The 12,424-nt window shown below is 70.7% G+C and carries 13 protein-coding genes; 8 read left to right on the forward strand and 5 right to left on the reverse strand.

The window, feature by feature from the left end; all coding sequences use genetic code 11:
• Position 1: 1 nt before the first annotated feature.
• On the reverse strand, positions 2–709 hold the full coding sequence (locus ACGF8B_RS11260; protein WP_392736945.1) for a succinate dehydrogenase: 708 nt from the start codon (positions 707–709) through the stop codon (positions 2–4).
• Between the two features lie 96 nt (positions 710–805).
• On the opposite strand from ACGF8B_RS11260, the gene ACGF8B_RS11265 reads away from it, so the two are divergent.
• A complete protein-coding gene (locus ACGF8B_RS11265; protein WP_392736947.1) occupies positions 806–1,696 on the forward strand; it encodes a LysR family transcriptional regulator in 891 nt (296 codons plus the stop codon).
• 48 nt (positions 1,697–1,744) lie between these two features.
• Here the strand turns inward: ACGF8B_RS11265 and ACGF8B_RS11270 are convergent, their stop codons facing one another.
• Positions 1,745–3,919, reverse strand: a complete 2,175-nt coding sequence (locus tag ACGF8B_RS11270) for a putative bifunctional diguanylate cyclase/phosphodiesterase (RefSeq protein ID WP_392736948.1) — start codon at positions 3,917–3,919, stop codon at positions 1,745–1,747.
• On the reverse strand, positions 3,916–4,734 hold the full coding sequence (locus ACGF8B_RS11275) for an SAM-dependent methyltransferase (RefSeq protein ID WP_392736950.1): 819 nt from the start codon (positions 4,732–4,734) through the stop codon (positions 3,916–3,918). The genes ACGF8B_RS11270 and ACGF8B_RS11275 overlap by 4 nt, the downstream gene beginning before the upstream one ends.
• Positions 4,735–5,852: 1,118 nt before the next feature.
• Here ACGF8B_RS11275 and ACGF8B_RS11280 point away from each other — a divergent pair.
• The 3 genes from ACGF8B_RS11280 (at position 5,853) to ACGF8B_RS11290 (ending at position 7,473) form a co-directional block, all read left to right on the forward strand.
• Positions 5,853–5,984, forward strand: a complete 132-nt coding sequence (locus ACGF8B_RS11280) for a hypothetical protein (protein ID WP_384751064.1) — start codon at positions 5,853–5,855, stop codon at positions 5,982–5,984.
• 16 nt (positions 5,985–6,000) lie between these two features.
• Complete coding sequence (locus tag ACGF8B_RS11285; RefSeq protein ID WP_392736952.1) at positions 6,001–6,768, forward strand: hypothetical protein; 768 nt, start codon at positions 6,001–6,003, stop codon at positions 6,766–6,768.
• A 174-nt stretch (positions 6,769–6,942) separates the two neighbouring features.
• Positions 6,943–7,473, forward strand: coding sequence for a hypothetical protein (locus ACGF8B_RS11290; protein ID WP_392736954.1), 531 nt, complete (start codon positions 6,943–6,945; stop codon positions 7,471–7,473).
• Between the two features lie 197 nt (positions 7,474–7,670).
• Here ACGF8B_RS11290 and ACGF8B_RS11295 read toward each other — a convergent pair whose 3' ends face one another.
• Positions 7,671–8,513, reverse strand: coding sequence for a polysaccharide deacetylase family protein (locus tag ACGF8B_RS11295; protein ID WP_392736956.1), 843 nt, complete (start codon positions 8,511–8,513; stop codon positions 7,671–7,673).
• Between the two features lie 165 nt (positions 8,514–8,678).
• Here ACGF8B_RS11295 and ACGF8B_RS11300 point away from each other — a divergent pair, with 165 nt between their 5' ends.
• From ACGF8B_RS11300 to ACGF8B_RS11310, 3 genes are all read left to right on the forward strand, one after another.
• Entirely contained in the window at positions 8,679–9,140 is a 462-nt protein-coding gene (locus ACGF8B_RS11300; protein ID WP_259929010.1) for a universal stress protein, read from the forward strand.
• A gap of 108 nt (positions 9,141–9,248) precedes the next feature.
• Entirely contained in the window at positions 9,249–10,691 is a 1,443-nt protein-coding gene (locus ACGF8B_RS11305; protein WP_392736959.1) for an amino acid permease, read from the forward strand.
• 382 nt (positions 10,692–11,073) lie between these two features.
• Positions 11,074–11,643 (forward strand): sigma-70 family RNA polymerase sigma factor, encoded by a 570-nt coding sequence (locus ACGF8B_RS11310; RefSeq protein ID WP_392736961.1) that lies wholly within the window; start codon positions 11,074–11,076, stop codon positions 11,641–11,643.
• On the opposite strand, the gene ACGF8B_RS11315 is transcribed toward ACGF8B_RS11310, so the two are convergent.
• Positions 11,577–11,774, reverse strand: coding sequence for a zf-HC2 domain-containing protein (locus ACGF8B_RS11315; protein WP_392736963.1), 198 nt, complete (start codon positions 11,772–11,774; stop codon positions 11,577–11,579). The genes ACGF8B_RS11310 and ACGF8B_RS11315 overlap by 67 nt on opposite strands.
• 125 nt (positions 11,775–11,899) lie before the next feature.
• Here ACGF8B_RS11315 and ACGF8B_RS11320 point away from each other — a divergent pair, with 125 nt between their 5' ends.
• On the forward strand, positions 11,900–12,418 hold the full coding sequence (locus ACGF8B_RS11320; protein WP_392736964.1) for a hypothetical protein: 519 nt from the start codon (positions 11,900–11,902) through the stop codon (positions 12,416–12,418).
• The last annotated feature ends 6 nt before the right edge of the window (positions 12,419–12,424 follow it).

The raw sequence follows: 12,424 nt of genomic DNA on the forward strand, positions 1-12,424 counted from the left end.
GTCAGCTCACGACTCCGGTCATGACGGCGACGGGTACACAGATGAAGCCCAGCGTCAGCACCGCGGCGAGGGCGTTGGCGACGGTCTTGAGGACGCGGTCACGGGTCGCGCTTCCCGCGCCGAGGGTCTGGGCAGCGCTCCAGAAGCCGTGCTGGACGTGGAGTCCGAGGGCGAGCATGGCGACGATGTAGATCGTGTTGCCGTACCAGGTGGAGAAGGTGTCGATGACGTTCTGGTACGGGTGCCCGGACTGGAATCCGCCGGGGTGCACGGTGCCCGTCGTCAGGTCGAGGATGTGCCAGACGATGAAGAGGGCGAGGATGATCCCGCCCCAGCGCATCGTCCGGGTGGCATAGCTGGCGCGCGGCCTCTTGTGCACGTACTTGGCGGGACGTGCCCGGATGTCGCGTCGGCTCAGCTGGTACGCGGAGACGGCGTGCAGCACCACTGCCGCGACGAGCACGACGCGGACGATCCACAGGGCCCACTCGTAGTGCAGGAAGGGCTCGCCCATGGTCCGCAGCCAGTGCGCGTAGTGGTTGAACTCGCCGGACCCGAAGAAGATCTTCAGGTTGCCGATCATGTGGACGACCAGGTAGAGGAGCATGATCAGGCCGCTCACGGCCATGACCGTCTTCTTGCCGAGGGACGAGTCCCAGAGCGTACGCGTCATGGACGGCCGTCGGTCCGTCCGGGTTGCCAATGCCATGGACACGACGCTAAGTCCGATCCACCTGATCAGTCCAAGACATGGAATGGCTCATGTTCATAGGCTTGGACTATCGTGGCCGATCGAGGTGGGCGTATGCAGTTCCAGCAGCTGATGTATTTCGTGGCCGTGGCCGAGACCCGGCACTTCACCCGTGCCGCCGAGGAGGTGCATGTCTCGCAGCCCTCGCTCTCCCAGCAGATCCGGGCGCTGGAGAGTGAGCTGGGGGCCGAGCTGTTCAGCCGGGCGCGCGGCAACATCACGCTCACCGACGCGGGCGAGGCCCTGCTGCCGCTGGCCCGCCGGATCCTCGCGGACGCGGACACCGCACGCCACGAGGTGCAGGAGCTGGCTCAGCTGCGCCGGGGCCGGGTCCGGCTCGGTGCCACCCCCAGCCTCTGCACCGGCCTGCTCCCGGACGTGCTGCGCGCCTTCCACGACCGGCATCCGGGGATCCAGCTGCTGCTGGAGGAGGGCGGCTCGCTCGACCTGGTGCGGGAACTGGCGCGCGGCGCGCTCGATCTCGCGCTGGTGGTGCTGCCGCTGCCGGCCGCGTCCCCCGCGCTCACGACCGTGGAGCTGCTCCAGGAGGACCTGGTCGTGGTGTCGTCGGCGCGGGCCCCGCGACCCGGCCGGGGCGGGAGCGTACGGATCGCCGATCTCCAGGGCGCACCGCTGGTGATGTTCCGGCACGGGTACGACCTGCGGGAGCTGACGGTCGCCGCCTGCCGGGCCGAGGGCTTCGAGCCGTCGTTCACGGTGGAGGGCGGCGAGATGGACGCCGTGCTCGGCTTCGTCCGGGCGGGGCTCGGGATCGCGGTGGTGCCGAGCATGGTGGCCGTCCGGTCCGGTCACGAGCTGCGGACCACCCCGCTGGCCCGTCCTGGGCTGCGGCGCACGATCGCGCTCGCGCACCGCAGCGATGTGGCTCCGCCGCGCGCGGCACGCGAGCTGCAGAAGGTGCTGCTCACCGCCGGACGGGCCTGAGCAGGCCCGTCCGGCGGGAGCGGGACGGGAGCCGGGGCCCGCCCGGCCTCACACCGCGTCGGCCAGCAGCAGCGAGTGGATCCGGTCCGGCGCGCCCGGCCGGGCGTAGTACCAGCCCTGTGCCGTGTCGCAGCCCAGCTCGCGCAGCTGCTCGGCCTGGGCGCCGGTCTCCACGCCCTCGACCGTGACCGCGAGGTCCAGGCTGTGCGCCAGGGAGACGATGCCCTCGACGATCTTGAGATCGACCGGGTCCGCCGGATGCTGCTGCATGCCCATGGTGAAGGAACGGTCCAGCTTGAGCACGCTCACCGGCAGCCGGCGCAGGTTCGCCAGGTTCGAGTACCCGGTGCCGAAGTCGTCGAGCGCTATGTCGACCCCCATTTCGGCCAGTTGCCGCAGCGGTTTGAGCAGGTCGTCGTCGGCGCCGATGAGCGCGGACTCGGTGACCTCCAGGCAGAGCGCCCCGGGTTCGAGCCCCGAGCGCTCCAGCACGTCGACCGTCTCGGCGACCAGCCGCGGGTGGTGCAGCTGGGTCGGTGAGAGGTTGACGTTGATCCGCAGCGGGCCGCCGTCGGTGTGCCGCTTCTGCCAGAAGTTGGCCTGCCGTACGGACTCCTCCAGCACCCAGCGGCCCAGCGGCACGATCAGTCCGGTGTGCTCGGCGAGCGGGATGAACCGGTCCGGGCCGAGCACCCCGTGCTGCGGGTGGCACCAGCGCACCAGCGCCTCCGCGCCGTGCACCGTGCCGTCGCCGAGGTGGACCAGCGGCTGGTACTCGATGAAGAACTCGCCGCGTTCCAGGGCGGCGGGCAGTGCGGTGGTCAGCCCGTGCCGGGTGATGGCGCGGGCGTCGGCCTCGGCGTCGGCGAGTTCGAACCGGTTGCCGCCCGCGGACTTGGCCCGGTACATCGTGATGTCGGCGCTGCGCAGCACCTCGGCGGCGTTGCGTTCGCGGGCGGGCCCTTCGACGACCCCGATGGAGCCCCGTACGGTCAGCTCACGGCCGTCCAGGCGGATCGGGCTGCCGAGCACGCCGAGGATGCGGCAGGCCAGTTCGACGACCTCCGTCTCGGTCCCGGGACCGGTGGTCAGGGCCACGAACTCGTCGCCGCCGAGCCGCGCGACCATCTCGCCGGGCGCGGTCGCACAGCTCTGCAACCGGTCGGCGACCTCGACCAGCAGCCGGTCCCCCGACGCGTGGCCGAGGCTGTCGTTGATCGCCTTGAAGCCGTCCAGGTCGAGGTAGCAGAGGCCGAAGCGGCTGCCGTCCTCGGCGGACAGTGCCTTCTCCAGCCGCTCGAAGAACAGCGTCCGGTTGGGCAGACCGGTGAGCGCGTCGTGGGTGGCCTCGTACCGCAGCCGCAGATTGAGCAGCCGGCGCTCGGTGGTGTCCTCCATCAGCGCCAGCTGGTACTGCGGCTCGCCCTCGGCGTCACGCAGCAGCGACACGGTCAGATTGGTCCACAGCACGGTGCCGTCGTTGCGGTAGTACGGCTTCTCGACCCGGTAGTGCTCGCGTTCGCCGCGCACCAGCTCGTCGTAGTACTTCCACACGTGCGGCGAGTCCTCGGGGTGGACCCACTCGTTGACCTTGTGGCTGCGCACATGGTGGTCGAGCCCGCCGAACATCCGGGTGAGGGTGTCGTTGACCTCCAGGACATTGCCGTCCAGGTCGGCGATGCCGATGCCGATGGCCGCGTCCTTGAAGACCGCGCGGAACCGTGCCTCGGTCGCGTGCAGCGCGTGTTCGGCGTCGGTGCGGGCGGTCAGCGCGGAACGCGCGATGGCCTCCTGCTCGGCGAGGGTGCGCTCGCGCAGCGCCTGGGTGAAGCCACCCGCGAGGGTGTGCTGGATCCGGGCGCAGCGGGCCCTGCTGTCCTCGGTCGACAACGCCGTCACGCCGTTGCTTCCGCAGTAGAGCACCAGATACGAGTCGATCACGCCGAGCGTGCTGCTGAGCGCGTCCGGATCGGTGCAGTGCGCGGAGACGAGGGCGGCGCCCACTTCGCCCGCCGGTGCCGCGTCGAAGGGCCGGGCGTGCAGGATGTCGCTGAGATCGCGGGCCAGCGGCAGCAGATGCTGTTCGAACTCGGTGCGCGTCAAGGAGGTGGCCGTCGAGGGGAAGATGGCCCGGCTCCATATGGTGGCGAATCTCCGGAGCCGGTCCTCGGGACCGTCGGGCTCCGTGTCCGGCACACCGGACGACTGGGCGGGGATGCTCACGCCTTGCGTCCCACTCCCGCGAAGCCCGAGAACGCGAATGGGTCCTCCTGCTCCGTCACCACCGGTGCGTCCGGCCGCCAGTGCGGCATCGACACGAGGCCGGGCTCGATCATCTCGTATCCCTCGAAGAAGCCGGCGATCTCGGCGCGGGACCGCATGACCAGCGGGTTGCGGATGTTCTTGTAGACCTCCACCGTGCCGCCCGCCTCTTCCCGGGGGAGCGGAATGCCCTCGTACGAGGCGTGGGTCATGACGACGATGCTGCCGGGTGCGAGTGCTTCCCGCAGTTCGGCGACCGCGCTCTGCGGGTCGTCGGCGTCCTCGATGAAGTGGAGCACCGCGACGAGCAGAAGGGCCACCGGGCGGTCCAGGTCGAGCAGTCCGGTGATCTCCGGGTTCTTCACGATCTCCCGCGGGTGGCGCAGATCGGCGGCGGCGATCACGGCCCGGTCGTTTCCTTCGAGTACGGCCCGGCTGTGCGCGACCGCGACCGGGTCGTGGTCGACGTACGCCACCCGGGCCTCGGGGTCGGCCGCCTGGGCGACTTCGTGAACATTGCCGAAGGTCGGTATTCCTGAACCGATGTCCAGAAACTGACTGATGCCCTGGCTCACCGCGTAACGCACGGCTCGGCGCATAAAGGCGCGATTCGCCTGCATGATCTTGGGGAGTCCCGGCATGAACTCCATGGCCTTGCGCGCCGCTTCCCGGTCCACCTCGAAATTGTGCGATCCGCCCAGATAGAAGTCGTACATGCGAGACACGCTCGGCACCGAAATGTCTATGCCTTGCGGTGCCCAGGCGGGACGCTCCATCAATGTCTCCAACAAGTCGCCACGGCGATCCGGCCATGTTCATGGTCAGTGTTGACCAGAGGCTACTGATCCACTGCCAAGAGAGCGAGCGGAAACGGAAATTAGCCGTCCGTTATTGGTCACACACCAGTGGCATGTGCAACCACGCCGTCGCTGCGTGTGACATTCGACGCCGAACGGCTCCGGCGGAGGTGTTGCCGGGCACCATGGGCCGTCCCACTCCCGGCCGTTGATGAATCCGGTGATGCAGCCGGTTTCTCATCGGGCATTAGGTCTGGACCGGATGACGGCCGATGTCCCGGCAGTTGAGTCGGCCGGGTCGATTGAGGGTGACAAATGCCTTGGCGGTGACGCCTTTGGAAGCATTCTTTACCAATGAGGCAATGCCCGGTCACTTCATCGACCGCTTCAACGTTCGCCTCGTCGGCGGTTTCACCGGGCGCTCGGTCCGTCGCTCGGTCCGTCGCTCGACCGGTCACGTGGTGGCACAGGAGCCGGCCCGGCACCGGACCACCGTTGCGGCCGGGGGTCCGCGTCAACCTCCGTACGGCACGTCCCGGTTACGCGGGGCGCCACCGCCACCCACGACACCGGGCGCCCGCCCCGTCCCCGCCGGATCCGTGCTGGTCCCGGGCGCTCCCCCGACGGTAAACACCCGTCACTCCAGATCCCCACCATCAGGCGAAACACACCTTCTGTCCGCGTGTCCCGCGACCGGCCGGAACATGCTCCCGGTCGTGTACGGATCACTCATAGGACGGCTCACGGCAGCCGTCGCCCTTCTCTGGCTGCTCTCCGCCCCGGCTCCCGCCGTCGCGGACAGCTGCGCATACGCCTCCATCGGTGAGAACGGGGGCAGTTCGTCGGTCGCCACGTCGGGCGACGGCAGTTGCCACGCGGGCCCGATTCCCGAACCGACGCCACCGCACACCCCACGGCCGTCGCCTCCGCCGCCCCCACCGCCGCCACCCCCGCCACCGCCCGCACCGCCCGCACCGCCGCGAGCGGAACCGGTGCCCGTACCGCCACCGCCCGCCCCGGCGCCCACACCCACGCCCTCGCCCACACCTCCTCCCCCGCCCTCCCCCTCCCCGTCCGTACGCCCCACGCCCCGGCCCGTGGCACTGCCCACCTACCGCAAGCCACCGAGCAAGGTCGTGCGACACGGCACCTCCCTGGTCAACCTCACCCTGCTGATCACGGCACCCGCGGTCTTCGCCGTCGCCGTACTGCGTCCCCGCTCCCGCTGACCTCCGGAGGATCACCATGTCGGAATGGCTTGTTCTCGCCCTCGCCATGGCGGCGGCCAGCGCCGTCGTCCTGACCATCGCCGTGCTCAACAACCGCCGGATCGGAGAGGATGACGACCCGTCCGAGACGCCTGACGTCATCGAGTACATGACGATGATGATCGGCGTGGTCTACGCGATCGTCCTGGGCCTCGCCATCGCGGGCGTCTGGGAAGGACGCGGCGCCGCGCAGGAATACGTACGTCAGGAGGCCCAGGCGCTGCACGAGGTGAGTGTCCGCTCCGCCGTCTACCCGGCCGATGTGCGCTCCCGCATCCGCGCCGATGTCGATGCCTACGTCCACCACGTCGTCCACGACGAGTGGCGGGCGATGAGCGAGCACGGCGCCCTCACCGAAGAGGGCACCCGCCTACTGGCCAAGGTACGCACCGATGTCACCCAGTACCGGCCGCGGAACGACCACGAGGGGCAGGCATATCAGCCACTGGTCGACGAGGTGGCCGCGGCCGACGACGCCCGCAGCGCACGCGGGCAGAGTGCCGGTGCGACCATGCCGGGCGTGGTCTGGTTCGGCCTGATCATCGGAGCCCTGGTGACCGTGGGGCTGTTGTTCACCCTGCAGATCCGCAGAACCTTCCGCGAACTCCTGCTGGCGGGCCTCTTCAGTGTTCTGATCGCCTTTCTGCTGTTCCTGATCTGGGACTTCGACTCCCCCTTCGGCCGGGAGATCTCGGCCACCGCGGCGCCGTTCCTCGACCTGTTCCCCCGTGCGGCGGGCGGATAGCGGTCCGTCGGAACACGGGCGGTGCGCCGCTCGGGCGAACCCGGCGCCCGCGCGGCGCACTCCGATCGCGAGCGTGGTGGACGGCTCCTAGCGTTTGGCGCGTCGAGGTGCATTTCTGACGCTTTGTGGAAATTCGTTCCGCAAGTGCTCCTCGGGGATCCGGAGGACTCACCCATGCGCGCAATAGGCGTCGCACCCGTCGCCCTGCTCGGCGCCGCCGCTCTCGCCCTGACCGCTCCGTCCGCAACCGCGTACGCCGCGACGTCAGGAGGCGCGTCCTCCGCGACCGGATTCACCGTCACTCCGTCGGTGATCACGCCGGGAAGCCGGGTCACCCTGGCCGCCCGGGGGTGCTCCACAACCGCAACCGCCGGCTCCGGCGTCTTCGACACCGTCACCATTCCCGCAGGTGGCTCCGTCAGCGCCACGGTCGACTGGGACGCGAGACCCGGCGCCTCCTACGAAGTGACGTTCAACTGCGGCACGTCGTCCGGCTCCGCGGCGAAGTCCGGTCTCACCATCGCCGCGGCTCCGGCACCGACCGCCCGTCCCACGGTGGCAGCGGCCGGCCCGCAGGGCGGACCGGGCGACGCCACCGGCACGACGAACGGTGTGAAGATCGCCGCCGGCGCGGCGTTGGCGGTGGCAGCGGCCGCCGGCGCCGTCCAGGTGGCGCGCCGTCGCGGGGAGAGCCGTTCGCACTGACGGCAGGACAGTGCCGACCGAGAAGTCGCCCCGGGTCCCGGTACGGGCCCCGGGGCGACGGCGTACCGGGCCGGCCGCCGATGCCCGCCCCGGCAGGATCGCCCCGGGCTCCGCCCTTGACGGACCCTCACCGGCCCCGCCCCGTCTCGTCCCGGCACGGCGCGGGCGCCTCACGGACCCGCCCGGTCCTGTCGCCCTCAGCTGCGCCGGGGCACCGTGATCCGGTAGCCGTCGTCGAGCAGTTCGGGCAGGTACCGGCGCAGTGCGGCCACGCTCTGCGAGCGGTCGCCCCCGGCGTCGTGCGACAGCACGACGACACCGGGGGCGGCCCCCTCCCGGACCCGGCGGACAATGGTGCCGACGCCGGGTTCGGTCCAGTCCAGCGTGTCGAGGGTCCAGGCCATGGGCTCCATTCCCATGGCGGCACCGATCTCGAAGGAGTTGCGGTTCCACGCTCCGTACGGTGCCCGGTACCAGAGGGGCGCGGCGCCGGTGATCTTCTCGATCACCTCACTGGTGGGGCCGAGCTCGTCGCGGACACCGGCCCGGGAGAGCCTGGTGACCAGGGGATGGCTCCACGAGTGGTTCCCGATGGTGTGCCCGTCCTCGGCGATGGCCCGCACCAGGTCCTGGTTGTCGTTGGCCATCTCTCCGCAGAGGAAGAACATCGCGCGGACATCGCGCTCACGCAGGGTCCTGAGGATGTGCGGGGTGTGGAGCGGGTCCGGCCCGTCGTCGAAGGTGAGCACCATGGCCCGCCCGATCCCGGGAAGTTCCTCGATCGGCCTCGTACGGACCTGCGGTGCCGCCGGGCGGAAGCGGGCCGGGGTACCGGCCGTCATGGGCTGGAGGCGATAGCCGGCCGGCCGGGCCCGGACGGCCGACGGAGGCCCGGCCGCCCCGGCCATGGGCGCGTCGAGGTACCGGACCGGCGTCCCGGCCGGATCCACGACGGTCATGCGCACGGCGGCGGCCGCACCGAGTCCGGCGGCCAGTCGCAGCAGCGTCCTGCGCCCCGGCAGCCTCTGATCACTTTTCATGACCAACTGCTCGCACGGCGCCGCTCCCGCCGCGGCCGCCGACACCGGCCGCGGACGGTTTTGCACCCGATGGAGGGATCCCGGGCAGGGCATCCGGCAGCCCCGGCCGAGACCGTGCCGCAGCCCGCTCCGGAGTCCGCCCGGACAGCGGATAGCCTCACTGCCGTGACAGAACCGCAGCCTCATAAGTTCGAACGTGGCACTGATGGTCCGAAAGTGATCGTCGCAGGCCTCGACGGGTCCGATTCCTCCATGCGCGCCGCGGCCTACGCTGCGGGGCTGGCCCGCCGCCAGGGCGCCATGCTCGCCCTCGTCTACGTCCAGCCGGTGCTGCCCGCGGGGGCCGCTCTCGGCGCACCGATCGCCGACACGACCGGCGAGGTCGCGGAGGGGCTGGTGAGCGAGATCCGGGAGGCGACCCGGCGGATGAAGGACATATGGGACGTGCGCTGGGAGTTCCACACCTTTCGCGGCGACCCCTACAACGGGCTCGTGACCGCCGCGGACGAGCTGAAGGCGGATGCCGTGGTCGTGGGCGCGTCGGAGTCGGCCGGGCACCGGTTCATCGGTTCGGTCGCGATCCGGCTGGTCAAGGCGGGCCGTTGGCCCGTCACGGTGGTCCCCTAGGCGTCGCGGAATCCTCCGCTCCGCCGGACGGCACGCCGTCTTCCGCACCGGCTCCGCCTGGGCCATCATGAGCGCCCGTCAGGACAGCCGTCAGCGGAGAGGTGACTCATGGCAAGGCTCCGAGTGGGCGAGGGTGTACTGCGCCGCAAGCCGATCGAGCACATCGACGAGAAAGGGCCTGCGGGGGAAGTCGCCACCCAGCTCACCAGAACGCTCGGGCTGTGGCAGCTCACGGCCATCGGCGTGGGCGGCATCATCGGCGCGGGCATCTTCACCCTGGCCGGCACGGTGGCGAACGGCACCGCCGGTCCCGCGGTACTGCTCTCGTTCCTGATCGCGGGCGTGGCGAGTGCCGCGGCCGCGTTCAGCTACGCGGAGTTCGCGGGCCTGATCCCCAAGGCCGGCTCCGCCTACACCTACGGGTACGCGGTGCTCGGCGAGCTGGTGGGCTGGTTCATCGGCTGGGACCTGCTGCTGGAGTACACCGCGATCGTGGCGGTGGTCGCGATCGGCATCTCCGGCTACTTCAGCTTCCTGCTCGGGGAGATGGGGCTCGAAGTGCCTAAGTGGATGCTGGGCGCGCCCGGCACCGGCGACGGCCACAAGGTGGATCTGTTCGCCGCGCTGCTCTGTCTGCTCGTGGCGTATCTGCTCACCCTCGGGATCAGGAACGCGGCCCGCTTCGAGACCGTCGTGGTCGTCCTGAAGGTCCTGGTCGTCCTGCTCGTCATCGGCGTCGGCGTGTTCCACATCAACACCGCCAACTACAACCCGTTCTTCCCGTTCGGGGTGAGCGGGGCCTTCACCGGTGCGGCCACGGTGTTCTTCGCGGTGTTCGGGTACGACGCCATGTCGACGGCGGCCGAGGAGTCCAAGGACGCCCAGCGCCACATGCCGAAGGCGATCCTGTACTCCCTCGCGATCTCCATGGTCCTCTACGTGGCGGCCTGCCTGGTACTGACCGGGATGCAGAGCTACAAGGACATCGACCCGGAGTCCGGCTTCTCCACGGCCTTCAAGTCGGTGGGGCTCGGCGGGCTGGCCGATGTGATCGCGGTGGGCGCGATCATCGGCATCCTCACGGTGATGTTCACCTTCATGCTCGGCGTGACCCGGGTGTGGTTCTCGATGAGCCGTGACGGACTGCTGCCGAAGTGGTTCGCGAAGACCCACCCGACCCGGCACGTGCCGACCCGGGTGACCTGGATCGTCGGTGCGGCCTCGGCCCTGATCGCCGGTTTCCTGCCGATCGGCGAGGCCGCCGAGCTGACGAACATCGGCATTCTGCTGGCGTTCGTCGTGGTGTGCATCGCGGTGATCGTGCTGCGCTACAAGCAGCCGGATCTGCCGCGCACCTTCCGTACCCCCGGCATGCCGTTCGTCCCGGCCCTCGGGGTGGTGTTCTCGATCTGGCTGATCACCTTCCTCCAGTGGCAGACCTGGGTGCGGTTCGTGGTCTGGTTCCTGATCGGTCTGGTCATCTACTTCGGCTACTCGTACCGGAAGTCGAACATGGCAAAGACACCCGGAACGGACACGGGGACGAGCTGACCGGTCCGTCGGGGGGGGGGCGGGCGGGCCCCCCCCCCCCCCCCCCCCCGGCCCCCCCCCCCCCCCGGACCCCCCCCCCCCCCCCCCGCGGGGACCCGCGTACGTTCGTCGCCTGATCCGGCGTCCGGCGTACCGAAGGGGGGGGGGGGGGGGGGGGGGGGGGGCGCCCCCCCCCCCCCCGGGGGGGGGGGGGGGGCGCCCGCCCCCCCCCCCCCCCCCCCCCCCCCCCCCCCCCCCCCGACCGTTCACCGCACCATTCGCCGCACTGTGCGACCGCTCGTCGCACGAGGCCGCCCATCGCCTGTTGCTCGGCGCCCCGATGGGTTCGTATACGCCAGTCGGCAGCGAAGCCACAGGGACCTCGGCGGGAAGGGCGTTCACGATGACCATCACGACGACCGATGAGCGGGCCCTCGCCGATCTCCAGCGGGAGCACGGGCCCGCGCTGCTGCATTTCCTGCTCGGTCTGACCTTCGGCGACCGGCAGCGCGCCGAGGACCTGCTCCAGGAGACCCTGGTCCGCGCCTGGCAGCACCCGGAGGCCTTTGACTCCGCGTACGACTCGATGCGGCCCTGGCTCTTCACCGTCGCGCGGCGGCTCGCGATCGACGCCCGCCGCTCCCGGCAGGCCCGGCCCACCGAGGTCTGCGACACCGTGCTGGAGACCACGGCGGCCGGGGACGACACCGCGGAAGCCACGGTCTCGGCGCTCGATGTGCGCGATGCGGTGCGCACCCTCAGCCCGGAACACCGCGCGGTCCTCGTGCAGATGTACTTCCGCGGGCTCACCGTGGACGAGACCGCCCGGGCTCTCGGCATCCCGGCGGGCACCGTCAAGTCCCGGTCCTACTACGCGCTGCGCCAGCTCTCCCGCACTCTCCCGGGCTACTCCAGCAGGTCCTCCTCGCGCGACAGGGCGAGCAGGGAGACGGCCTCCGCGGCCTCCACGTAGTCGGCGGCGCAGCGGTCGCAGGACCGCAGATGACGGGAGACCGTTCGGGTCTCGTCGGCCGTGAGCGCGTCGAGTACGTAGGCACCCAGTTCATGGCGCACGTGCGGGCCCTCCCCGGGATCGGCGGTCATCGCATCCTCGTGTCGTCGACGCATCCGGTGGTGACGGATCCTGTCCTTCTGGCCACGCGGGGCGCGCTCCCCCGGTTCAATGCTCCGTGAAGCGCGGTACCGAACACAGAAAGAGGCGAGACGGGATGCGCCCGGAGCGTCAGGACGGAACCGGTGGGGGCGGCCTGCTGGTTCCGATGGACTGGATGTACGCGGAGTACATCGCCGACGATCTGCTGCGGACCGGCGATCTGATGGAGCCGTCCACGCTGGAGTACCGCGCGGGGCGCGACGCCCTGGCGCTGACCATATTCCTCTCCGACGGCTCGGTGGCCGACGCGCTGCCCGCGGCCCGGCTGGACGAACTGCGCCTGCTGACGGCGTACGGGGCCACGTGGTGCGGCTGGGTCCGTGAGAGGCTGGGCCCGCCGCACGCGGCCCCGGTGGGCGGGACGGCCGGTGCGGATCCTGATCTGGCGCTGGCCCGCGCGGCCTGGCGGTGGCTGGAGGAGACCGAGCTGCTCGCGGCCGACCTCGACGCGATCGCTCCGCCGCCGTGGGAGCCGGCTGGCGAGGAGCCGGACGCGGAGGAGGCGGCCCAGGTGTGGACGCCGGCCTGGCAGCTGGGGCTGCCGCTGGGGCATCTGGCGATCCATCTCCACTGACGGGAA

The sequence above is a fragment of the Streptomyces sp. NPDC047917 genome (assembly GCF_043204345.1).
Taxonomy (GTDB): Bacteria; Actinomycetota; Actinomycetes; order Streptomycetales; family Streptomycetaceae; genus Streptomyces; species Streptomyces sanglieri.

Excerpts from the sequence above, each read along its gene's own strand:
- ACGF8B_RS11315 (WP_392736963.1), bottom strand. The coding sequence starts at position 11,774 with ATGACCGCCGATCCCGGGGAGGGCCCGCACGTGCGCCATGAACTGGGT.
- ACGF8B_RS11265 (WP_392736947.1), top strand. The coding sequence starts at position 806 with ATGCAGTTCCAGCAGCTGATGTATTTCGTGGCCGTGGCCGAGACCCGG.
- ACGF8B_RS11290 (WP_392736954.1), top strand. The coding sequence starts at position 6,943 with ATGCGCGCAATAGGCGTCGCACCCGTCGCCCTGCTCGGCGCCGCCGCT.
- ACGF8B_RS11295 (WP_392736956.1), bottom strand. The coding sequence starts at position 8,513 with ATGAAAAGTGATCAGAGGCTGCCGGGGCGCAGGACGCTGCTGCGACTG.
- ACGF8B_RS11260 (WP_392736945.1), bottom strand. The coding sequence starts at position 709 with ATGGCATTGGCAACCCGGACGGACCGACGGCCGTCCATGACGCGTACG.
- ACGF8B_RS11285 (WP_392736952.1), top strand. The coding sequence starts at position 6,001 with ATGTCGGAATGGCTTGTTCTCGCCCTCGCCATGGCGGCGGCCAGCGCC.
- ACGF8B_RS11305 (WP_392736959.1), top strand. The coding sequence starts at position 9,249 with ATGGCAAGGCTCCGAGTGGGCGAGGGTGTACTGCGCCGCAAGCCGATC.
- ACGF8B_RS11275 (WP_392736950.1), bottom strand. The coding sequence starts at position 4,734 with ATGGAGCGTCCCGCCTGGGCACCGCAAGGCATAGACATTTCGGTGCCG.
- ACGF8B_RS11310 (WP_392736961.1), top strand. The coding sequence starts at position 11,074 with ATGACCATCACGACGACCGATGAGCGGGCCCTCGCCGATCTCCAGCGG.
- ACGF8B_RS11320 (WP_392736964.1), top strand. The coding sequence starts at position 11,900 with ATGCGCCCGGAGCGTCAGGACGGAACCGGTGGGGGCGGCCTGCTGGTT.